Origin of the sequence: Butyrivibrio sp. FCS014 (genome assembly GCF_000526935.1) — a bacterium.
In the GTDB taxonomy this organism is placed as follows: Bacteria; Bacillota; Clostridia; order Lachnospirales; family Lachnospiraceae; genus Butyrivibrio.
Genome location: NZ_JAHA01000019.1, coordinates 1,085,201 through 1,107,931, shown reverse-complemented (window position 1 = coordinate 1,107,931; position 22,731 = coordinate 1,085,201). Strand labels below are relative to the sequence as shown.

Below are 22,731 nucleotides of genomic sequence, written 5' to 3'. Positions count from 1 at the left end.
GGAGCGTTTATTGTGAATATAGTTTTGCTATCCGGTGGAAGTGGCAAGCGCCTTTGGCCACTTTCAAATGATGTAAGATCAAAGCAGTTCATTAAAATATTCAGAAATGAAGAGAATGAACTTGAGTCCATGGTTCAGAGAGTATATGGGCAGATCAGGAGAATGGATCCTGATGCAAGTGTGACCATAGCCACCAGTAAGAGCCAGGTGTCATCCATCAAGAATCAATTAGGAGATGCTGTTAATGTATGCGTGGAGCCAACGAGAAGGGATACTTTCCCTGCAATTGCGCTGGCTGCTGCATATCTTAAGGATGAGCTGGGGGTGGCAGAGGATGAGGCAGTCATTGTGTGCCCTGTTGACCCTTGTGTTGATGATTCGTATTTTTGCTGCTTCAAAGAGTTGGAGGAAATGGTGAAGGGGGGAACCTATAACCTTAACCTCATGGGAGTTGAGCCATCCTATCCAAGTGAGAAATATGGATATATCCAGCCTGATACCAAGGACCATATCAGCGCAGTGTCAGCATTCAGAGAGAAGCCTGATGTAGAGACCGCACAGAAATATATAGATGAGGGGGCTCTTTGGAACTGCGGTGTATTTGCCTTTAAGCTTAGTTATATTCTTGAGAGAGCCCATGAGCTTATTGAATTTACCGACTTTAAAGATTTAAAAGATAACTATGCTGATTGTAAGAAGATAAGCTTCGACTATGCTGTAGGTGAACATGAGAAATCCATCGGCGTTGTACGTTATTCGGGAGATTGGAAGGATATAGGTTCCTGGAATACCTTTGCTGAGGAGATGCATGAGTCCTTTATCGGCAAGGGAGAGATGGATGATACTTGTGTCAACAGCAATGTGGTAAATGAACTTGATATTCCAATCATTGCTATGGGGATTAAGGACATGGTGGTAGCAGCCAGCAATGACGGTATTCTTGTAGCCGATAAGGAGCAATCAAGTTATATCAAGCCATACGTAGAGAAGATAACTGACAATATCCGTTTTGCCGAGAAGTCCTGGGGAAGTTTTACGGTAGTAGATGTTCAGAACAACGCTCTCGTGATAAGAGTAGTTCTTTTGCCCGGAAACAAGCTGAAATACCATAGTCATGAACGAAGAGACGAGGTATGGACCATTATGGAAGGTAATGGAACTGCTATTGTTGACGGCGAGAAGAGACAGGTTACAGTTGGAGATGTCATCTCCATGAAGGCAGGACAGAAGCATACTATCATAGCTGATACAAAGCTTGTGGTTAATGAAGTTCAGCTGGGTGAGGATATCAGCGAGCAGGATAAGATTAAATATGATTTTCCGGAGTAATGGATGAAGAAAACATGGGAAATCTTAAACTTAATAATTGCGGCTATTTTAGGAGTTGCAGCTGCTGCGGTACTGACTATCAGCAGTCTTACCACTGTTTATTACGAGATGCACAGTGACAATGACCAGCCATTCTATGGCCGGGAGAATATCCCTCTTTTGATTATATCTGTTGTGGTGATATTTGCTGTTTTCTTTCTAATATATAGATTTAAGCTATTTGATAAGAGCAGTTTTTTCGTTGCTGCTGCAATTATCTTTGTGACAGCCTATAGTCTTATGCTTATCCTGGCAATACATCCGCAGGCAGTAAACGATTCAAAGACATTGGATGATGTTATAAATGCGTTTATGGCCGGAGACTATTCCTCCATGACACAAAAAGGCGGGTACCTGTTCACATGCCCCTGGCAGAGAGGATATGTGGCTTTTGGCCAGGTGATGTATTTGCTGTTCGGACCTTCAAACTATTTTGCCTGGGATATCGTGCAGCTTATTTCAATAATCATAACAATGGCACTGATTTACGGGATAACCAGGGAGATATTTGAAGAGGAGAGGATTGCAGGTATTGCTGCATTTCTTTCCTTTGGCGCTCTTTTCTTCTACAATTATGTTACGTATATCTATGGAGATATCATCAGTATGGCACCACAAACTCTGGCGCTGTATGCGATGATAAGATTTGTTAAGACGGACAAGATCAGATATGGTATTTTGTCTGCTGTAAGTATAGCGATTGCCATTGTTATTAAAACTAACAGTGAGATCACTCTGATTGCCCTTACAGTGGTACTGTTAGGCAGCACCTGGGATTACACATATAAGAACAAGGATATAGAATCAAAGGCTATACCTAAACGACTTATTAAACGCATTGTCTTGGCAATTGTGGCTCTTGCGATGACTTTTGGAGCTAAGGCAGCAGTTGACAGATATTTCTGCAATCTCACAGGCCTTGATAAGATTCCTGAGGGCGATCCTTCAGTAGCCTATATTGCTATGGGGCTTCAGGAAAGTGAGCTTGAGGATGGCTGGTTTAACGGTTATGTATACAGGATTTTTGATGAGAATGATCAGGATTCTGCTCGTACTGCGGAAGTAGCTAAGGCCAATATATCCGAGAGGCTATCCTATTTTGTTTCAAACCCCAAGGCAGGGATAAAGTTCTTTGCCAGGAAGTTCGCAACCCAGTGGGCAGATCCTGTTTGTGTTTCTACCCATAACCTTGACCTTGTAAGTCGTCATGTGGAAAATCAATCAGAGTTTTGCGACTTTCTTGTATTTGGTAAGGGCGGAAGAATCCTGGCATGGGTCATGAATGTGTTTATGACAGTTTGCTATCTGGGAGTGCTGGTATTTTTAGTTAATGCGATAAGACGAGGTAGTCTTACAACTCCGCAGATGTTGTTACTGATCCTTATTTTTGGCGGGATGCTGTTCCATGAATTCTGGGAGGGCTCATCCCGATATGCCATGAGATATTATATTTACTGGCTGCCTTATGCGGCTGCCGGTATGGAGGTTATTTTTGGATATATTCACAAACACGGTAAAAGCTAAATATGACCTTAGTGATGAGATAGCAGACAGTAGGCTAAAGTCTTTTGTCTGGTGTTTTGTTTGTGCTTTTGTGATCATGACCATATGCACACGGTCATCTTTTTTGTATGTTTTCAATATGTGGGATGATGCCAACAGCTATTTTACTGTTGGCAAGAGCATTTTCAGGGGAATGGTGCCTTACAGAGATCTCTTTGATCAGAAGGGTATAATGCTGTATTTTATCTATGGCGTAGCTTCACTTATATCTCCTGTCACTTTTAAGGGTGTGTTTATCATGGAGATTATTGCTGCATTTGCTGCTCTCCTTGGTATACTCAGGATTTATCAGTTGTTTTTGGAGCCAAGCACTTTCCCTTATATTATTACGCCTATTACCGGTGCGGTTATATATTCTGCAAGAAATTTTTACTGGGGTGGAAGTGCTGAGGAATTTCTTTTCCCGTTTATTGTGTGGGGCTTATATCTTTCGGTAAGATATTTTAGAAAGATTTATCCCAAGCCAATGGACTATAAAACTGTTCTGATTGGCGGAATCCTTGCGGGGTGTGTATTAAACATTAAGTTTAACTCGTTGGGCCTGTTCTTTGCCTGGATGGTAATGGTATTTGTGGCGGATATTATTGGATCAAGGTCAGTGGTAAAAGCTTTTGTGAGCTGTATGGTATTTCTTGGAGGCATGCTCCTTGCAACTCTGCCGTGGATTTTATATTTCGCTGTAAACGGGGCTGTTGGAGATTGGCTTTATGTGTATATCTATAAGAATGTATTTGAGTATTCGGCTAAGCTTACTTTAGCGGAAAGAGCGGCCAAGATATATGACATCCTGAAGAATCATTTTCTTAATAACAAGCTGTTATATGTATTGATGGTATTGGGGGCGTTGTACCTTTTGGCATCAACTATATCAACATATGCCTATGAGGATCCCAACAACAGAAATAAGAGGAACAGGTTCTTTGTTGAGATAAGTGATATGGAGCTTATAAATATAGGGATGCAGCTCTTTTTCCTCTTGTTGGTGATCTTTATCGGCGGAGTGAGCCTTCCATACTACTCATTTTCCACAAATGTCTTCGTACTGTTTGGATTTATTCCGTTTTGTTATATAATAGAAAAGTTCCTGAAGGGAAAAATAGAGAAGCATACCCATGGAAGATCCTATGGTGGCTCAATTCTTGACACATCGATTGCTTTTGCTATGAGTATAGTGGCCCTGATTGTGGGTGCTGTTATCACAGTATTTACATCTATTAACCCAAAGGTTATGGGGATTAGGGCAGAGGATTTGTGGCTGTATCATTTCAAGGATTATATTGAGAATACGGGAATTGAAAATCCCGGAATCATCAATGAGTTCGGATTTGATGCGGGCCTTTACACAGTGCTTGATGTTGAACCAATATGCTACTATTTTCAGACACAAACCTTGAATATGCAGGAGGTTCTTGATTATCAGAAGACCTACCTTCACAGCGGTGAGGCGGATTTTGTTCTGAGCATCAATAGCCCCGCTGAGGGCATCGGAGACAGATATGATCTTGTAATGCAGGAACGGTGTGTGTTCTATGAGTACGACGAGACTTTTTATCTTTATCAAAGGAATGACAATCCTGCAGATGAAGGATAAATTCAAGTGAGAATGTAAGGAGATTTAAGAAATGCCAATAAGAGTTAACAGTTTTATGGGAAAATTCGGGTGGTTTGCAAGGAAGCACTTTCCTATGCTTGCCAGCAATGCATATCTGAAGCTTCAGTTCGCAACAAGAAGTAAGTCACAGAAAGCATATTGCGACTACTTCCTTAATGCAAAGGAAGTTCCCATGCCAAACGTGGTAAATATAGAAACTATCAACAGGTGTAATTCCACCTGTGCCTTCTGTACTGCCAATGTACATGCAGAAAAGAGACCTCTTTGCAAGATTGATGACGAGGTATACAAGAATATCATAGATCAGCTTGCTGACTGGGGATATAAGGGCCATCTTACCCTTTACGGAAACAATGAGCCTCTTCTTGATACAAAGATTGTTGAGAGACATAAATATGCCAGAGAAAAACTCCCTGATAGCTTTATCTTTATGTCAACAAACGGCCTTATTCTGACTATAGATAAGGTTAAGGAAGTTGCGCCTTACATTGATCAGCTGATTATCAACAACTATTCAATGGAGATGAAACTTCATAAGAATATTCAGGAACTCTATGATTATGTTAAGGCTCATCCTGACGAGTTTAAGGATCTGGATATTCAGATCCAGATGAGATATTTGCAGGAAGTACTTACAAACCGTGCAGGAAGTGCTCCTAACAAGAAGGAGACTGAGAAGGTTATCAAAGAGACTTGTCTTCTTCCTTTTACGGATATGTGGATCATGCCTAACGGTAAGATGGGGCTTTGCTGTTGCGATAACTTCGAGGTGACGGATTTTGGTGACCTTACAAAGATGAGCCTTAAGGAAGCCTGGGGCTCGGAGAAATTCCAGGAAGTAAGAAGGAAGATTGCTGAAGGAAGACAGAATTACCCCTTCTGCAAGCATTGTGACTTTATTGATGCCGGATTCAGAATGCAGATTGTAAATGCAATCTTAAGAGGTGATCAGGAAGCTGCCAATAAGCTTGGCGGTCATGAGCGTATGAAGATCGGAAATAAGAACAATGATGATGATGGAATCAAGTAAGATGATCATCATATGACTTAAGGAGATTCCATGGATAAGATAGCTGTGCTGATTCCTTGTTATAACGAGGAGAAGACAATTGAAAAAGTGGTGAAGGATGCCAGGGCGGCTCTTCCTGATGCTACCATATATGTATACAATAATAATTCCACTGATGCTACGGCAGAGATCGCTGCAAAGGCCGGGGCTGTTGTTCGTAATGAGTACATGCAGGGGAAGGGTAACGTCATCAGACGTATGTTCCGCGAGATTGATGCCCTTGTGTACGTCATGGTAGACGGTGATGATACCTACCCTATGGAGTCAGCTCCCGAAATGGTAGACCTTGTGCTTAATCATAATTCGGATATGGTGGTTGGAGACAGGCTTTCTTCCACGTATTACAAGGAGAACAAGAGACCATTCCATAACTTTGGAAATGACCTTGTAAGAGCCAGCATCAACAGGCTCTTTGGCTGCAATATCAGGGACGTTATGACGGGATTTAGGGCGTTTTCCTATGAATTTGTTAAGACATTCCCTGTACTGTCCAAAGGATTTGAGATTGAGACCGAAATGACAATTCATGCTGTTTACAACAACATGCAGATTGACAATGTGATCATTGATTACAGGGATCGCCCCAGCGGATCTGTATCAAAGCTCAACACCTATGCAGATGGATTTAAAGTGCTTAAGACTATAGCGAGGCTTTACAGAAGTTACAAGCCCTTTGGATTCTTCTGTATTATAGCGTTAGTGCTTGCTGCTGTTTCTATGGGATTTTTCATTCCTATATTAAGAGAGTATTGGGCAACTCACCTTGTTCCAAGGATACCTACACTTATCGTATGCTGTTTTGTTATGCTGGCTGCTGTGCAGAGTATATTTGCGGGGATAATACTGTCTACCCTTGCTATTGATAAGAGGAGAGACTTTGAGATGCAGCTAAATATGCTTCAGAGACATAAGGAGAATGACTACTCTAAAGAAGAGGAGTAAGACTTTGAGTTCTTCTAAGAAGAATCTTACAGGGAAAATTTCAAGAGATTTAATACTAAGTATACTGGCGATCGTAATATATAACGGTGTCCTTCAGCTTGTGATCTACCCCGGGCTTAATGCCCGGATGGGAGCAGAGGCTTTTGGCACCGTTCTTTATTTTATTTCAGCGGTTTCTATTATGGGAGCAGGCTTTGGTACGTCAGCGAGCTATTCAAGGATAGTTGCTCGTAAGGAGAGAATTGAATCCAATGGGGATTACAACGCTTTCTTGGGAATAGTGGCTCTTATCTGCGTACCGGTGAGCGTCGGAATGGTAAAGCTTCTTGGAAGCGGAGTAGCCGATGGGAAGATTTTTGATGGTGCAACATCAGGAATAGTTGGACTTATACTTCTTATGGCGCTAACCGTTATCCGCTACTATTGCGATGTGGAATACCGGATGAACATCCGGTTTATGGACTATTTTCTATTCTTTGTTTTTGTGTCTTTGGGATATGTGGTGGGATTGCGGATATTTGACGGATGGATGACTGTTATCCTGCAGGGAGAAGTACTTGGTATCTTGTACACGATTGTCAGAGGCAGCATTCTAAGACCCCCATATTTCGAGCGTTCTGTTGCTTTCGCAGACAATCTTCGGGCGGCATTCTATATTTCTATAGGAAATCTATTATCAGCTGTGATTTTGAACGCTGACAGGATTTTCTTAAGACTGCTCGCAGGAGCTGAGGAAGTGACGGTGTTCTATGTGGCAAGTCTGATAGGAAAGATAGTTGCACTTCTTACAACACCGCTTAATGGGATAATAATCAGTTATCTTGCCGGATATAAAATAATGCTTGATAGAAGGAAGTTCCTTCTATCAAGCACGTTACTCATTGTTGTTACAGTTATGCTTACTGCTGTCTGTACCGCAGTATCCTACGTGTTTGTAAAAATCATGTATCCGGATGTGTTTGCACAGGCTAGGGAATATTTCATAATAGCTAACCTGGGACAACTTCTGTACTTCCTGTCCGGAACACTTATGGTGGTGGTGCTTAGCTTCTCGGATGAGAAGCTTCAGATGATAATAAACTGCATCTATGCCGCAGTCTTTGCCATAGTTGTAATCCCGATGACTGTAAATATGGGGATCAGCGGAATGGCTTATAGTCTTGTCATAGTTAATGCACTACGATTTATGCTGACTGTTATCATGGGGCTTTATCAGTTATCCCATGAGAGAGCTTCTTCTGAAGGCTGAGCCAGAGGGAATTCACCTTTGATGTACTTCTCCCAGGATTCGGGGTAGTAAGCTTTCATCATAGCTTCATCATATCTGTAGTATTCCTCGGTGTCATATTCGGCAATCTTGATATAGTCGGTGTCAAGATATGCAAATGGCTCATTGTGCTCGCAGAAATTTACGTAATGAGCAAATATACGTCCGAATATCTGTCGGCCTTTCAGAGTAAGATGTACTCCGTCCATGAGATATTGATCTGCTGTGTCAAGATAGAGATCTGTATGCTCTCTAATCATAGTGTCTATATACCATACTTGGGTGTCATCAGCTACATTTTTGGCCTTTTCAGCGTACTCTGCCAAGGTTCCGATACCATTGCTGACAATGTATGAATCACCAATATATTGGCCTTCGGGAGAGTTATATACGCTGTAAAATGGTGAAACTACAAATATTACAGCTTGTGGGCTGATCTCCTTTAGTTTATTAATACCTGACTTGAGAGCGCCATAGTAGTTGTGAATTTGATCCAGATCGTACATGTCTGTATCAAGTCTGGCATTGCTGAAAAAGTCGTTTGCACCATATTCGATGAAGTAATAGTCTACTTTGGAAGGGGTTATGCTGTTCATGATGTTCAGTACTTCATGGTTATCTGCAAGAATGGTATTTCTGTCTGCTTCTGAGGCTAGTGCATAAGCCATTCCTACGAAGCAGTTAGTGGTGACCTTATCCGGTGAAATAATACTGGTGGATGCCTCCAGTGATGCGGTAGATCCACCAATGCCCATGTTGTAGACCACTGAGTTGGGAACTCTTGTAGCAATCATATCAGGGATGCTGGAGCCATCGTTTCTGCCATTGGCAAACTGGCTGTCTCCAAAGAATACAATCTCAACTTTATCAACTTCTTCAGCAGTCTCTTCTGCAGGTTGTTCATCATTTACAACAGTAGAACTCTCAGCTGAAGAAGTGCTCTCTTCAAGCAGCGGCTCGAACAGGTTTTCAATGACAACGATGGAGGAATCTGTCTCAGCTGCATCTTCTGTAGTTTCTTCAACAGAAGCAATCGCATCGCTTACATATTCCTCGGCTGTCTTGGTGTTCTCGTAGGCTTTCAGAGAACATCCGCTAAGAACAAGTGTTGATGTGAGTAAAATTGTTGTTATAAGTTTCAAATTCTTTTTCATATAATTATCCTCGCTTTTCCAAAAAACATTCTAACACCAAAAAATATTATTTGTGTGAATTTTGTAGAAAAATTAAGAATCAAAAGAGCAATCTTAAGAATTTCTTAAGAAATATACGAAAAAGCGACAACTAATCCCTCGATATCGCAGACTGTTGAAGAAAACGGCGCTGTGGGGTATACTACTTATGTTGTGTAAAATATTAATTTAGGAAGGTATTCCGTATGAAAAAAGCGCTTATTATCGGAGCAGGCCCTGCGGGACTTACTGCTGCGTATGAGCTTCTGACCAAATCTAAGGATTATCAGGTTATTGTATTTGAGGAGTCTGACAAGTTCGGTGGTATTTCAAGAACTGTTGAATATAAGGGTAACCGTATGGATATGGGTGGCCACAGATTCTTCTCCAAGGTACCTGAGGTCAACGAGTGGTGGGAGAAGATGCTTCCCCAGCAGGGTGCACCCACCTATGATGACATCGTCTTAAATCGCCCCATGAAGATGAAGGCGGGCGGTCCCGATCCCGAGAAGACAGACAGGGTTATGCTGAGGCGTAACCGTGTTTCCCGTATTTTCTTTGACAGGAAATTCTATGATTATCCTATTTCTCTGAAGGTTGAGACCTTCAAGAACATGGGATTTTCAAAGACAATGGCCTGCGGATTCTCATATCTTCATGCCATGCTCTTTAAAAGAGAAGAGAAGTCTCTTGAGGATTTCTATGTAAACCGCTTCGGCAAGAAACTCTATTCCATGTTCTTTGAGTATTACACAGAGAATCTTTGGGGAAGGCATCCGTCCGAGATTGACCCTTCCTGGGGCGCTCAGCGTGTAAAGGGTGTATCAATTCTGGCAGTTCTCAAGAACGCTTTCAACAAGAAGCACGGCAAGACCGGAGGTAAGGTTGAGACTTCACTTATCGAAGAATTCTCATATCCTAAGCTTGGCCCGGGGCAGCTGTGGGATGTAACCGCTGAGGAAATCAAAAAGCTTGGCGGTACCATCATCATGAATGCCAAGGTTACCAAGATCCGTAAGGAGGGCAATCACATAAAGGGTGTTACCTATCTTCAGGATGGACAGGATATAGACATTGACGGTGATGTAGTTATCAGCTCAATGCCTGTTAAGGATCTTGTTGCCGGAATGAATGATGTTCCTGCAGATCCTGCAAGGATTGCTGCCGGACTTCCTTATCGTGATTATATGACCCTGGGCGTGCTTGTTCCCAAGCTCAATCTTGTAAATAAGACCGATATCAAGACTATCGGTAATATAGTTCCGGATAACTGGGTCTATGTTCAGGACAGAACAGTTAAGATGGGACGTTTCCAGATTTACAACAACTGGTCTCCTTACCTTGTTAAGGATATCCAGAATACAGTTTGGGTTGGACTTGAGTATTTCTGCTTTGAAGGCGATTCCATGTGGAATATGACGGAGGATGAGTTTGCGAAGATGGCCATCGATGAGATGGTAACATTGGATCTTATCAGTAGTCCTTCTGAGGTTATGGATTATCACATGGAACGTGTTAAAAAGGCATATCCTGCTTACTTCGATACCTATGATGAGATGGACAAGCTGGTTGCTTATCTTAATACTATCGATAATCTGTACTGTGTCGGCAGAAACGGCCAGCACAGATACAACAATATTGACCACTCCATGTGTACTTCTTTTGAGACTGTTAAGAATATCCTTTCCGGTACAGAGGACCGCAGCAACATCTGGAACGTAAATACCGAGAAGGAATATCACGAGTCGGATGAATCCAAGGCCACAGAAGATGAGGTTGAGGTAGACTGACAAGCGGCCTTCTGGGGTGACATACAAGACAATAAAACTCGGAGCTACACCTAGCTCCGAGTTTCTTTAAAAGGGACATTATGAAGAAGATAAGTATTCTTATTCCCTGTTTTAATGAGGTTGAAAATGTGGCGGCTATTGCAGGGGCTGTAGAAGGGATGCTAAAAAAGGACCTTCCTTCTTACGACTATGAAATAGCCTTTATTGATAATGCATCGACGGACGGCACTCGCAGCGAGATAGAAAAACTCTGCGCAGGTAACAGGAAGATCAAGGCTATCTTCAACGTGACCAATTTCGGACAGTTTAAATCACCATTTTACGGTATGTGTCAGCTGGACGGCGACTGCGTAATACCTGTATGTGCGGATTTTCAGGATCCGGTTGAGCTTATCCCGACTCTGGTGAGAGAATGGGAGAAGGGGCACAGGATAGTAAGCGCCATCAAGAAGTCCAGCAGGGAAAATCCATTTGTCTATCTCCTTAGGACCTTGTACTACAGACTTATAAGAAATATGTCAGACGTAAAGATGATAGAGCACTTTACCGGCTTTGGTCTGTATGACAGGACATTTATAGAACTGCTGCGGCAGTTGAACGACCCTATACCATTCCTGCGAGGAATTGTGGCAGAGTACGGCGAAGGCTTCAACATGACTACAGTAGAGTACGAGCAGCCAAAGCGCAGAGCGGGTAATACACACAATAATTTCTATACCCTGTATGATGCCGCTATGCTCAGTATAACTTCCTACACGAAGGTGGGCTTAAGGCTCTGTACATTTGCAGGATTCTTCTGTGCACTGATCAATGTTATTATAGCCATTGTGTATCTGGTGCTGAAGCTGACACATTGGAACAGTTTCCATGCAGGCTATGCACCTATGATAATCGGACTGTTCCTTATCGGAGGCATACAGCTCTTTTTCATAGGACTGATGGGAGAGTATATTTTAAATATAAATACCAGGGTCATCGGAAGGCCCATTGTGGTTGAAGAGAAACGAATTAACTTTGATGAGGGAACCGATTGATGATAAATGCTTTATTGGCATTTGGGGCTGTGCTTCCCATAGCGGCACTTATAAATGCCTTGATTCCCGGAAAATACAGATATATATGGCTTGCAATTATAAGCCTTGGCTTTTATTTTGCGCTGGATTATAAAGCCGGCGTTGTTTTGATGGCATCAATTCTTGTTACCTATGGCGCGGGGCTTCTTATTGGTACCATAAGATCAGAAAATCGCAGCTTCGCGGGAAAAGCAATCCTGTTTCTATCGATAGTCATAAGTGTAGTTGCCATGCTTGTTTTCAGAAGCGGAAGTATCCTTGGGGCAATCGGTATTTCTTTTTACATGCTTAAGGCTATAGGATATCTTATTGATGTGTACCGCGAAGATGTTGATCCTGAGCGCAATCCGATAAAGTATTCGCTGTTTGTGTCCTTTTTCCCTTTGATACTCAGTGGCCCTATAGAAAGGGCCGGTAATCTCCTTCCTCAGTTTGACAAGCCTGCTAACGTGGACTTTGACAGATTGAGATACGGAATACTCCAGATATTATGGGGATTGGTCCTTAAGCTGTTTGTGGCAGACAGGCTTGCTATTTTTGTGAACAGAGTGTACGCGGCACCTTCCGATAATTCGGGAACTGTGGTATTCATTGCAACGTTGTTCTACAGTATTGAGATTTATTGTGATTTTGCAGGATATTCCTATATCGCCATAGGCGCAGCAAGGCTTCTTGGAATCGATGTTATGAAGAATTTTGACAGCCCCTATATGTCGGGTTCTGTTGCTGAATTCTGGAGAAGATGGCATATTTCACTTTCAAGTTGGCTCAGGGACTATATTTACATTCCGCTTGGTGGAAACAGAAAAGGAATATTCAGAAAGTATTTGAACATTCTTATTGTGTTTGCCATAAGCGGTATCTGGCATGGGTCGGCGCTGACTTTTTTGATATGGGGAATGCTGCACGCCGTTTATCAAATTGTCGGATATCTGTTGATGCCCGCCAGGAACTTTGTGGTCAAAAAGCTGGGAATAAGAAGAGAAGGATATTCCCACAGATTTGTTAAGGCATTCCTGACCTTTTTGCTGGTCAATGCAGCCTGGGTGTTCTTCAGGGCCGATACTGTGGATACGGCGCTCACGGTGCTTAGAAAGAGCCTTGAGGTCACACCATGGATCTTTTCCGACGGGAGTCTTTTTACACACGGGCTTGACGTTATGGATATGAACATGGGAGTGCTGGGAATAATTTTTGTTATTATAGATGACGTTATAAATTACCACGGCGTAGATTTAAGAGAAAAGCTCGTTCATGAGGGCATCTGGTTCAGATGGGCAGTAATGATTCTCTTTGTTCTGCTGATACTGATATTCGGTATCTGGGGACCGGGGTATGATGCCTCATCCTTTATTTATCAGCAGTTTTAGGAAATATATTTATGAAGAAGACTCTTTTTAATACGATAAAGTGCATATTGTTCCTGGCTATGCTGGCTTTCTGTGTCACTGCGGCCTCCATTCTTGTAAAGCGCAAGGACAGTGACCATAAGTATGCTGACTTTTTTGATAAGGCGGCGCAGGACCAGATAGACGTTCTATTTTTTGGATCATCTCATGTGATAAATGCATGTAACCCATGTGTATTGTTTGAGGACTACGGAATAACTTCCTACAACATGGGAGGACATGGCTCTGTAATGCAGGCTACCTACTGGGAACTCATGGAGGCGTTAAACTATACTACGCCAAAGTACGTGGTTGTGGATACATTCCTTATGCAGAAGGATTATAAATTCCTTGATGTGATGGAGGAGAACGCAACCGAAGATGACCCTAATGTTGCTTTGGAACAGCTTCATCTCAACATGGATGCCTGGCCTACAGATCATATCAAGTTGGCGGCGGTAACAGATATGATACAGTCACCACTGCGGCGGATGGAATTTCTTTTTACCATGACTGCGTACCATGACAGGTGGAAGGAACTTACAAAGGATGATTACGAGGCTCTCTTTGGAAGAGGGGAGCGTAACCGGATGTTCGGGGCTGAGATGAGGTATAATGTGGAACGTTTTCCCAAAACCTATCCTGATCCTGAGGGCTGGGTTGGACTTGAAACTTATACTGTCGGTGAGGAGTATCTTGAGAAGATAATCGATGAGTGCCAGAACAGGAATATCGGAGTTATTGTTACCTTCCTTCCCTGCAGTGCTACCACAGAGGATAAGAAAGCAGCAATCAGCGCCGAGGAGATTTCAGCCAAATATGACGTCCCTTTTTACTATATGCTGGATGGGGATATAATTGATCTATATACAGACCTTAATGATACGGGGCACCTGAATGCGCTGGGAGCTACAAAGGTGACTCAGTTCCTGGGAGAGATCCTTATGGATACGGGAGAGTTTGAGGACCATAGAGGTGATCCCGACTATGATGATTGGCAGGAGAAGGCGGATGCCTTCTACAGGGAACTGGCAGACAAGGCCAGGGAAAGCGACAATCTGTATCAGCAGCTTAATTATCTATCAGTGAGGGATGTAAGCTGCGTTATATATATAAATGAAGGGTCTGATGCTTTTTCAGATGAGAGATTCAAAAATCTTATTTGCAATATTTCCGGAACAGATACATTCCGTGAGACAGATGGGCCATATATTCTCATAAGGGATCAGTCGCAAGGAAAAGAATATGTATATGAGGCGAGGGACAGTGGTGAGCTTAAAGGCGTAAAAACTGCCATGGGTATGTTGAATTATCGGCCTGTGGAGCATATGTTCAGACTTCTTTATACTGATGAGGACCCGGATACGAATTATCTGTATGATGATGAGCATTATGAGTACGACATACAGATTATTGTGTATAGCCAGGAGAACGGCGAAATATTGGGCCGTTCGTACTATAAGTCATATGGAAATGATTATGAACAATAAATGGAGGATGCTATGAGCGATAATACTTGTGTAGTTGGAATTGCAGGAGGTACAGCTTCCGGAAAGACAACAATTGTAAGAAAGATAAAGGAGAAGTTCGGCGATGACATCGTGGTGCTGAACCATGATTCATATTATAAGGCCCATGATGACCTTTCCTATGAGGACAGGAGCAGGCTCAACTATGACCATCCCGAATCCTTTGATACAGACCTTATGATAGAGGATGTCAAGAAGCTCAAGAATAATGAGGCTATTGATATGCCTGTTTATGATTACACTATTCATAACAGGTCTGATGCCACGGTTCATGTGGTTCCAAAGAAGGTTATCATTCTTGAAGGAATTCTTATCCTTGAAAATAAGCAGCTCAGAGATCTTATGGATATCAAGGTGTTTGTTGAGACTGATGCCGATGAGAGACTTATGCGCAGGATCAGAAGAGATATGGTGGAGCGTGCAAGGAGCATTGAGTCCATTCTGACGCAGTACAGAGAGACTGTAAAGCCCATGCATGAGCAGTTCGTTGAACCCAGCAAGAAATATGCCGATATCATCATTCCAAGAGGCGGCGAGAACCTCACAGGTATCAGCATTCTTCAGGAACATCTCAAATTAATGCTTGCGGAGTAAACAGATGAATATAGTTTTGTCGGCGCTTAGTCTGGTGCTGTGGCTTATTCTTGTGCCATTTCTCATCGGACTTGCCTTCAACTTCATATTGCCAAGACCAAGAAGAACGGCGGGAATCACCTTCATCCTGGGATTTCTGATGTATATGGCCGTATTTGAGGTGGTGGCCATAGCCTGTATGACCAGGATTGTTTATGATGCCTTCGCTTACTGCTGCAGGTACTTTATGGTGGCATCACTGCTCTTTGCTCTTGCGGGGGCTATCAGGGCCGGAATGCTTCTTTTTAAAGGGGAGAAGAGCTTTCTTACGCTGTTCCCCGGTGAGGCTCATGCCCAGGCTCAGGATCTTATGAGTCCAAGATCTGATCCGCTTATGTTCAAACTGGATTATTCCAGGGAAAGTCTCATTTACTGGGGAATATTCTTTGTAATTATGATCTTCCAGATGGTTATGAGCGTGGTGATGGCAAGCTTTGACGGTGATGATGCCTATTACGTTGTTGAGTCCCTCCTGGCTCAGCAGGCCGGAGTTATGAACACGATACTTCCTTACACGGGCACAAGTACATCGCTGGATATTCGTCATGCGCTGGCGGTTATTACCATGTGGATAGGATATGTGGCTAAGAGAAGTGGCATTCATGCAACTATTCTGTCCCACAGCATAATACCTCTGTTCTTCATACCCCTTGTATATCTGGTTTATGTGGAGATCGGAAGGGTGCTGTTCAGAAGACGTCAGCATGTGATCCCGGTATTTATGGTGTTTATTGCTGTTCTGATGATGTTTGGAAATGTTTCTATATACACACCGGCCACGTTCTTCCTTATGAGGACCTGGCAGGGAAAGGCACTGGTGGCAAATCTTGTATTCCCCATGATCCTGTGGATGTTCCTGTGGATGTTTGAGGATATCAAAACCGGGGCCAGGGCGTTGGTGTTTGATAACAAGGACAGTGCTCTTATGAAGCGAACCTCAGTTGCTGAGGATGTGGCAAGATACCAGAGATTGTCTGCTAAGAGAGAGAAGATTGCTCCCTGGGTTATTCTGTGGCTGATAAATATGTTTTCGGGAGTTTGCAGTTCCATGGGAGTTATATTCGGAAGTGCGCTGATAGCTCTTTTTACATTGATATTGCTGTTCTTCTCAAAGAGATGGACAGTGCTGGTGGGAGCCTTTGTTTGTATCCTGCCAAACCTGGCCTATTTGGCTGTGTATTTCTCACTATAAGTTGATGAGAAGGAAGATAAGTTATGTATGGAATCTTTATGGAGTGCTGGGTTGCTTTTAAACTGTACTTTGGGAACCCGTTTCTTCCTATCCTTCTGATAGCGTCGGCTGTTTATCTGACTGTTACGGAGAAGGACCTGAAAAGAAAAATACTGCTTGGAATTCTACCCATTGTGATGATGGCGGGATTCCTTTTGCCTGTTACAAAGATCGTGTATGTGGCTGCCTTTGATGAGGGAAGCGATACCTACTATAGGCTCTTGTGGCTTGTCCCGATGTATGTGGTGATCGGCTATGCTGGCTGCAGATTTGCTGTGAGCTTTGGCAAGAGGAAGTGGCAGAGAGTCGCGGGCGTTGCTGTTCTTGCGGCTTTGGTGCTTTCGGGTTCTTTGGTATATCTCAATCAGTATGTCACGGTTGCTGAGAATGCTTATCATATTCCACAGCATGTAATAAATATCTGCGATGTGATCGCACCTGCGGAAGGCGAGCCAAGGGTTCGCGCAGCCTTCCCTTCGGAACTGGTGCATTTTGTAAGACAGTATGACACCGATATCCTTATGCCCTACGGCAGGGAGATGGTGGCAACTCAGTGGGATTATTACAACGTGGTATATGAAGTTATGGAAAAGCCCGAGGTTATTGATGCGGAGGCACTTCTTGAGGCAACGAGGCAGACCAAATGCAGTTATATTGTTCTGTCAGTGGACAGAAGAATTGATAAATCCCTTACAACATTGGGACTTAAGTTGATTGATACGGTTGACGGCTATTACATCTATGCGGATCCTGAAGTTATTGAGCAGGGGTGATTTAAGTCATGGATGAGAAAACCTCAAAATATATGGAGCGGATCCATGATGCCAACTTCGACATGCTCTGCGAGGTGGACCGGATCTGCCGCAAATATGATATAAAATATAATCTTCACGGCGGAACTTTTCTTGGAGCTGTAAGGCACAAGGATTTTATTCCCTGGGATGATGACGTGGATATAGGTTTTGTAAGAGCTGAGTATGAGCGGTTCCTTGAAGTGTTTGAGAAAGAAGCTCCGGAACATCTGAAACTTATGCGGCCGGAGGATTACACTACCTTCTATGATTTCATGGTGAAGATTGCCAATACTGATGTTACTTATGCCGCCACCAATTTCGGGGCGGATGATTTTTATGATGGGAGATTTCTTCATCCCACCATGGATCTGTTTGTCTATGATATCAAGAAGAGCAACTTTCAACTGATGAAGCTTAAAGCTCTTTATGCTCTGGCGCTGGGACACAGGCCATATGTTAATTACGGGCACTTTAAGGGGGCGATGAAGGCGGTGGCCTTTGTGCTGTCTTCAGTTGGAAAGATGGTGCCTTTTAAGAAGATTGCTGCATGGTATAAAAAAGTACAGGTTGAAGGCGGAGCGCTTGAGATGACTGAAGGGGCGGGGCTTCCGACTGTGTTTGTGTCCAATGAGCAGATGAATCCGAAGTACTGGGGACTGACGTTCTTTGGGCCTTGTGTTTTAAATGGCTATGATACAGGAATTATTCGTGGAAGGGAATTCCCCGTGCCAAAGCTGTATGACAGGTGGTTTTCTTTCGTATATGGAGACGACTATATGTCCTTTCCTCCTGAGGATAAGCAGTGGCCTCAACATGTGTATGATTTGATGTAGCTTCACTAAGAAGGCTTCCTGTTTGCAAACTATTAGAAAAGTGGATTATTACGATGTTATTTAACAGTATTGATTTTTTGTTGTTTTTTCCCATAGTAGTACTTATATTGTGGTTGATACCTGCTAAATTAAGGAGGCTTTGGCTTCTGGCTTGCAGCTATTTCTTTTACATGTGCTGGGAGGCAAAATATATTGTGTTGATCTTAGGATCGACAATGATTACTTATTTCAGCGCTATACTTATAGAAAAAATAGTGGATGTGGGCAAAAGAAAGCTGGTGATGTTTTTCTGCATTGCTCTTAATCTTGGCATCCTTTTCTTCTTTAAGTATTTTAATTTCACCCTCGATACGGTGAGCCTCATAACGGGTAGAACTCCGAGATATCTGGATGTGCTCCTTCCTGTAGGAATCTCCTTTTACACATTTCAAGCGTTGGGATACACCATAGACTGCTACAGGGGTGATACGAAGGCGGAGCACAACTTTATAACCTACGCTTTGTTTGTGTCTTTCTTTCCGCAGCTGGTGGCGGGACCTATCGAGAGAAGCGGAAATCTCCTTTGCCAGATAAAACGGTATGACACGGTTTCGAGAAAAGAACTTGTGGACTGGGAGCAGATAAGGGATGGTCTCATCCTAATGTGCTGGGGAATGTTCATGAAGCTGGTGATTGCGGATAGGATTGCTATTATCATTGACAATGTTTACGATAATGTCAATCTCTATGGGGCTGTTGGATTAATTATGGCTTTCTTTGGGTTTGGCATACAGATATACTGTGACTTTGGAAGTTATTCTATTATTGCCATAGGTGCGGCACGGGTTATGGGAGTAAAGCTTATGGAGAACTTTAATGCTCCGTATTTTGCTACTTCCATAACTGATTTTTGGAGGCGATGGCATATTTCGCTGTCTTCGTGGTTCAGGGATTATGTGTATATACCCCTTGGAGGTAACAGGCGGGGGAAGGCCAGAAAGTATCTCAATGTGCTGATAGTATTTACTCTGAGCGGTTTATGGCATGGAGCTAATTGGACTTTTGTCTTCTGGGGACTTGTACACGGCGTGATTCAAGTCTTAGAGGGACTTTTTAGGCCCCTTGTCCATAGATTTGAAGAGAAATATGAAATAAACAGGAGCTCTTTTGGCTTCATGATATGCAGGGCGGCAGTTGTAACTGTGATTGCAGACTTCGCATGGATATTCTTTAGATCGGATTCCTTTGGGCAGGCAAGAGATTTCATATACAGGCTATTCAACAAGCCAGACTTTTATCTGCTTTCATCTGATAAGATTTATAGTTACGGTCTTGATGTTCAAGAGATGTGGATACTTGTCTCAGCACTTCTGCTTCTGCTTTTGGTTGATTTTATACGGGCGCGTAGGGGGCTTGCAATTGATGCATGGCTCTCAGGACAATTTGTGGTATTTAGAATATTCTTTGTCCTGTTGATCGTGCTCATGGTGATAGTTTTCGGCGAGTATGGACCAGGCTTTGATTCCAAGCAGTTTATCTATTTTCAGTTCTAGGGAGCAGGGGTATGAAAAAGAATCGTTTTTTAATTGAGATAATTGTATTTTGTCTTTTTCTAAGCCTTGCAGTATCTGGACTTTACAACGTTCTCAGGTACAAGAACGTGGGAAGTGGCGGCGGAATGGACAACTTCTACAGTACTAAGGTTCCTATTGATGTGATTGTCTTTGGCAGTTCTCATGCGGCCTGCACTGTGAACAATGGAATCCTCTGGGAAGAGAATGGAGTAGCCAGCTATTCTCTTACTGCAGGAAGTCAGGAGGGAGACGGAACAGCCTATTTTGTAAGAGAGGCAATTGCTGTCAACAAACCAAAGGTAGCGTTGATTGAAACGTATCTTTTGCCTGGGGAGGAATTCAGTCTGGCGTCATATTACAGGTCAGCACTTACTTCAAGGTTCTCGACAAGATATGTTGACTACACAATGCGAGTAGCAGGAGAAAATGATCTTGACAGGGAAATGGTCGAAGACATGCTGCTCAGGATGCCTATAGTACATTCGAGGTACAAGGAACTGGAACCTAAGGACTTTGGTGCATGGGAAGAGTATATAATGGGATACCGCGGAAGCGACCAGACAGTCCCTATTGAGCCGATAGAGTTTACCGACGAAAAAGCTTTGTTAAGTGAAGTGACTTTACGGAATATTGATGACATAATCTCTTCGTGCAGACAGAATGATGTCGAACCGGTGTTCTTTGCGGCCCCTTATCTCGCTAGTAGTGATGAACAGGCCAAGCAGAATGCTATCAGGGACTATGTTGAGGCAAAGGAGTGCAAATATATAGATTTTATCAGAGATTATCAGAAGTATAATATCGATTTCTCACGGGACTTTAGGGATGACGGGCACCTCAATGATGAGGGCGCATCTAAGGTCACCAGGGCACTGGGAGAGATTTTGGTTAGTAACTATGATATTCCTGATAGGCGAGGATGCAAAGGGTATGAGATGTGGGATAAGCACCTGACTTATCTTGAGGACAGGAAGGCAATGTATGTTCTACATAAAATAAGTGGGTTGCAGGAATACCTGGAGTGCCTTCGGAACATGGCTGATGACTATACGGTGGTAATTGCCCTTAATGGCAATTACAGGGCTCTGGGTGATGATATTTATATGCCATACATCACTGAGCTTGGTATAGACCAGGAAAGCTATGAAAAGGGCGGAGTTTGGATCATTCGGAATGGTTTTTTTGAAGACTATTCAGATGGTGCGTCTAATTTTAAGAAATATTCTGAGATAGGCGGTGTGGATTTCAATTTTTTCAAGACAGAGAATGAGGAATTCCCTCACATAATTGTTGGAGAACAGGACTATACACCTGAGTACAACGGGATAAGTATATTGGTTTTTGATGAGAAATGCGGCTATGTGATCGATAACATGTATGTTGACATATACAAAGGTGTTGAAGTTGAGCATACCAACTTGGAGGAGTAGTAATACGGCCATCAAGGTGCGAATTGACCTTTATGAGAGGATAGATATCTGATGTTATTTAACTCTTATGTTTTTATGCTGGCATTTTTGCCTGTTTTTCTGATAGTGTTCTTTGCAGTCAGGAAAGTTTCATATGACGATCCTAAGATGAGGGGGTTGTGCAAGGCCTTAGTGGCCGGTGGCTCCCTTCTTTTTTATGCACCTTTCGGATGGAAGAACCTTCTGGCACTGCTGATGAGTATCGTGGTGAACGGGATACTCGCATGGCTGCTTGTAAGTAGGAGAGGAGCAGATCATGGAAAGGTCCTTGTTGCAATTGCGGTGGCGGTCAATGTAATCTGGCTTCTGGCCTTTAAGTTCAATGGTGTGTTCTTCCCTGTGGCCATCAGCTTCTATACGTTTAATCAGATTTCCTATCTGGTGGATTTATATAGGGGAGAGATTGAGGAGTTTGATCTTCCCGGATATCTATCGTATATTCTGTTCTTCCCGAAACTCCTTCAGGGGCCGCTGATGCAGTACTCTGATTATGATAATGAATTTGAGAAGTCTTTGAAGGCGCAGGTTGACTATGAGGTTCTTCTGCGGGGATTATATCTCTTTTCCATGGGACTGTTTAAGAAGGTGATACTGGCGGATACCTTCGGAAAAGCTGTAAACTGGGGATTTGACAATATCCCTACACTAGGTAGTCTTGAGGCTGTGCTGGTTGCTGTGTTCTATTCGTTTCAGCTGTACTTTGATTTTAGCGGATACTGTGATATGGCAGCAGGTGTTTGCAAGATGATGGGATTTGAGCTGCCGCTTAATTTCAATTCACCTTATAAGGCACAGAATATCATAGACTTTTGGAAGAGATGGCATATTACTCTGACAAAGTTTTTTACAAAGTATATTTATATTCCTCTTGGAGGTAACCGCAAGGGGATGGCGAGGATGTACATTAACCTTCTGGTGGTATTCCTGGTGAGCGGTCTATGGCACGGGAACGGATGGACGTTCATTGTGTGGGGCGCGCTGCACGGAGTATTGTATGTTGTGACGAGGATGATGAAAGACCATCCTTTGACTCTGCCTAAGGCTGTGAAGGTGGCCATTACGTTCATTTATGTGACCATGGCTTGGATATTCTTCAGAGCAAATACAATAGGGGATGCGCTGGCGCTTATCGGGCGCATGTTCACGGGAGGACGAAAGTCTATTGCATCGGCATTATCATCTTGCTTCATGCTGGATGAGCTTTGGTATGTGATAAAGGTGACACCGATAATGAAGCTGAACTTTGCATGGGATATCTGCCTGTGGCTGTTCGTGGTGTTTGCGGCTATAGTTGTATTCTTTGCTCCGAATGCCATAGAAAAGGCAGAGAAGGAGCGTATAGGAGTGAAGACGGCTCTTTTGACCGGAATATTACTGGTGTGGTCGGTGGTGAGCTTTGCTGGAGTGAGCACCTTCCTGTATATGAATTTCTAAGAATTGATTGG

General features: G+C 43.0%; 18 protein-coding genes. 17 read left to right on the top strand and 1 reads right to left on the bottom strand.

Annotated elements, in window-relative coordinates:
• Positions 1 to 12: 12 nt before the first annotated feature.
• Genes T456_RS0117610 through T456_RS0117585 form a run of 6 tightly spaced genes read left to right on the top strand, consistent with a single transcriptional unit; the run spans position 13 to position 7,803 of the window.
• Complete coding sequence (locus T456_RS0117610) at positions 13 to 1,329, top strand: sugar phosphate nucleotidyltransferase (protein WP_024867319.1); 1,317 nt, start codon at positions 13 to 15, stop codon at positions 1,327 to 1,329.
• Positions 1,330 to 1,332: 3 nt separating this feature from the next.
• Positions 1,333 to 2,892 (top strand): glycosyltransferase family 39 protein, encoded by a 1,560-nt coding sequence (locus tag T456_RS0117605; RefSeq protein WP_024867318.1) that lies wholly within the window; start codon positions 1,333 to 1,335, stop codon positions 2,890 to 2,892.
• Positions 2,861 to 4,522 (top strand): hypothetical protein, encoded by a 1,662-nt coding sequence (locus T456_RS0117600; RefSeq protein WP_024867317.1) that lies wholly within the window; start codon positions 2,861 to 2,863, stop codon positions 4,520 to 4,522. Before T456_RS0117605 ends, T456_RS0117600 begins: the two co-directional genes overlap by 32 nt.
• Positions 4,523 to 4,553: 31 nt before the next feature.
• Positions 4,554 to 5,573 carry a radical SAM/SPASM domain-containing protein gene (locus T456_RS0117595; RefSeq protein ID WP_024867316.1) on the top strand — a complete coding sequence of 340 codons (1,020 nt, stop codon included), beginning with the start codon at positions 4,554 to 4,556 and terminating at the stop codon, positions 5,571 to 5,573.
• Between the two features lie 30 nt (positions 5,574 to 5,603).
• On the top strand, positions 5,604 to 6,554 hold the full coding sequence (locus tag T456_RS0117590) for a glycosyltransferase family 2 protein (protein ID WP_024867315.1): 951 nt from the start codon (positions 5,604 to 5,606) through the stop codon (positions 6,552 to 6,554).
• Positions 6,555 to 6,558: 4 nt separating this feature from the next.
• Positions 6,559 to 7,803 carry a lipopolysaccharide biosynthesis protein gene (locus T456_RS0117585; RefSeq protein WP_024867314.1) on the top strand — a complete coding sequence of 415 codons (1,245 nt, stop codon included), beginning with the start codon at positions 6,559 to 6,561 and terminating at the stop codon, positions 7,801 to 7,803.
• Here T456_RS0117585 and T456_RS0117580 read toward each other — a convergent pair.
• Positions 7,767 to 8,975 (bottom strand): GDSL-type esterase/lipase family protein, encoded by a 1,209-nt coding sequence (locus T456_RS0117580; RefSeq protein ID WP_024867313.1) that lies wholly within the window; start codon positions 8,973 to 8,975, stop codon positions 7,767 to 7,769. The two genes, T456_RS0117585 and T456_RS0117580, sit on opposite strands and share 37 nt — an antisense overlap.
• 224 nt (positions 8,976 to 9,199) lie before the next feature.
• Here T456_RS0117580 and T456_RS0117575 point away from each other — a divergent pair, with 224 nt between their 5' ends.
• The 11 genes from T456_RS0117575 to T456_RS0117525 all read left to right on the top strand — a co-directional run bounded on the left by T456_RS0117575 (position 9,200) and on the right by T456_RS0117525 (position 22,720).
• The gene (locus T456_RS0117575) at positions 9,200 to 10,783 is read left to right on the top strand and encodes an NAD(P)/FAD-dependent oxidoreductase (RefSeq protein ID WP_024867312.1); all 1,584 of its coding nucleotides are present in this window, start codon (positions 9,200 to 9,202) and stop codon (positions 10,781 to 10,783) included.
• 80 nt (positions 10,784 to 10,863) lie between these two features.
• Entirely contained in the window at positions 10,864 to 11,817 is a 954-nt protein-coding gene (locus T456_RS0117570; protein WP_024867311.1) for a glycosyltransferase family 2 protein, read from the top strand.
• Positions 11,817 to 13,226, top strand: coding sequence for an MBOAT family O-acyltransferase (locus tag T456_RS0117565; protein ID WP_024867310.1), 1,410 nt, complete (start codon positions 11,817 to 11,819; stop codon positions 13,224 to 13,226). The genes T456_RS0117570 and T456_RS0117565 overlap by 1 nt, the downstream gene beginning before the upstream one ends.
• Positions 13,227 to 13,237: 11 nt before the next feature.
• Positions 13,238 to 14,734 (top strand): hypothetical protein, encoded by a 1,497-nt coding sequence (locus T456_RS0117560; protein WP_024867309.1) that lies wholly within the window; start codon positions 13,238 to 13,240, stop codon positions 14,732 to 14,734.
• Between the two features lie 12 nt (positions 14,735 to 14,746).
• Complete coding sequence (gene udk / locus T456_RS0117555; protein ID WP_024867308.1) at positions 14,747 to 15,367, top strand: uridine kinase; 621 nt, start codon at positions 14,747 to 14,749, stop codon at positions 15,365 to 15,367.
• 4 nt (positions 15,368 to 15,371) lie between these two features.
• Complete coding sequence (locus T456_RS0117550) at positions 15,372 to 16,598, top strand: DUF6077 domain-containing protein (RefSeq protein WP_024867307.1); 1,227 nt, start codon at positions 15,372 to 15,374, stop codon at positions 16,596 to 16,598.
• Between the two features lie 23 nt (positions 16,599 to 16,621).
• Positions 16,622 to 17,410, top strand: coding sequence for a hypothetical protein (locus T456_RS0117545; RefSeq protein ID WP_024867306.1), 789 nt, complete (start codon positions 16,622 to 16,624; stop codon positions 17,408 to 17,410).
• Between the two features lie 8 nt (positions 17,411 to 17,418).
• The gene (locus tag T456_RS0117540) at positions 17,419 to 18,264 is read left to right on the top strand and encodes a LicD family protein (RefSeq protein WP_024867305.1); all 846 of its coding nucleotides are present in this window, start codon (positions 17,419 to 17,421) and stop codon (positions 18,262 to 18,264) included.
• A 53-nt stretch (positions 18,265 to 18,317) separates the two neighbouring features.
• Complete coding sequence (locus T456_RS0117535) at positions 18,318 to 19,796, top strand: MBOAT family O-acyltransferase (protein WP_024867304.1); 1,479 nt, start codon at positions 18,318 to 18,320, stop codon at positions 19,794 to 19,796.
• A gap of 11 nt (positions 19,797 to 19,807) precedes the next feature.
• The gene (locus T456_RS0117530) at positions 19,808 to 21,247 is read left to right on the top strand and encodes an SGNH/GDSL hydrolase family protein (RefSeq protein WP_024867303.1); all 1,440 of its coding nucleotides are present in this window, start codon (positions 19,808 to 19,810) and stop codon (positions 21,245 to 21,247) included.
• A gap of 51 nt (positions 21,248 to 21,298) precedes the next feature.
• Positions 21,299 to 22,720, top strand: coding sequence for an MBOAT family O-acyltransferase (locus T456_RS0117525; protein ID WP_024867302.1), 1,422 nt, complete (start codon positions 21,299 to 21,301; stop codon positions 22,718 to 22,720).
• Positions 22,721 to 22,731: the final 11 nt, after the last annotated feature.

Excerpts from the sequence above, each read along its gene's own strand:
- T456_RS0117605 (WP_024867318.1), top strand. The coding sequence starts at position 1,333 with ATGAAGAAAACATGGGAAATCTTAAACTTAATAATTGCGGCTATTTTA.
- T456_RS0117595 (WP_024867316.1), top strand. The coding sequence starts at position 4,554 with ATGCCAATAAGAGTTAACAGTTTTATGGGAAAATTCGGGTGGTTTGCA.
- T456_RS0117590 (WP_024867315.1), top strand. The coding sequence starts at position 5,604 with ATGGATAAGATAGCTGTGCTGATTCCTTGTTATAACGAGGAGAAGACA.
- T456_RS0117580 (WP_024867313.1), bottom strand. The coding sequence starts at position 8,975 with ATGAAAAAGAATTTGAAACTTATAACAACAATTTTACTCACATCAACA.
- T456_RS0117575 (WP_024867312.1), top strand. The coding sequence starts at position 9,200 with ATGAAAAAAGCGCTTATTATCGGAGCAGGCCCTGCGGGACTTACTGCT.
- T456_RS0117570 (WP_024867311.1), top strand. The coding sequence starts at position 10,864 with ATGAAGAAGATAAGTATTCTTATTCCCTGTTTTAATGAGGTTGAAAAT.
- T456_RS0117565 (WP_024867310.1), top strand. The coding sequence starts at position 11,817 with ATGATAAATGCTTTATTGGCATTTGGGGCTGTGCTTCCCATAGCGGCA.
- T456_RS0117560 (WP_024867309.1), top strand. The coding sequence starts at position 13,238 with ATGAAGAAGACTCTTTTTAATACGATAAAGTGCATATTGTTCCTGGCT.
- udk (WP_024867308.1), top strand. The coding sequence starts at position 14,747 with ATGAGCGATAATACTTGTGTAGTTGGAATTGCAGGAGGTACAGCTTCC.
- T456_RS0117550 (WP_024867307.1), top strand. The coding sequence starts at position 15,372 with ATGAATATAGTTTTGTCGGCGCTTAGTCTGGTGCTGTGGCTTATTCTT.
- T456_RS0117545 (WP_024867306.1), top strand. The coding sequence starts at position 16,622 with ATGTATGGAATCTTTATGGAGTGCTGGGTTGCTTTTAAACTGTACTTT.
- T456_RS0117540 (WP_024867305.1), top strand. The coding sequence starts at position 17,419 with ATGGATGAGAAAACCTCAAAATATATGGAGCGGATCCATGATGCCAAC.
- T456_RS0117535 (WP_024867304.1), top strand. The coding sequence starts at position 18,318 with ATGTTATTTAACAGTATTGATTTTTTGTTGTTTTTTCCCATAGTAGTA.
- T456_RS0117530 (WP_024867303.1), top strand. The coding sequence starts at position 19,808 with ATGAAAAAGAATCGTTTTTTAATTGAGATAATTGTATTTTGTCTTTTT.
- T456_RS0117525 (WP_024867302.1), top strand. The coding sequence starts at position 21,299 with ATGTTATTTAACTCTTATGTTTTTATGCTGGCATTTTTGCCTGTTTTT.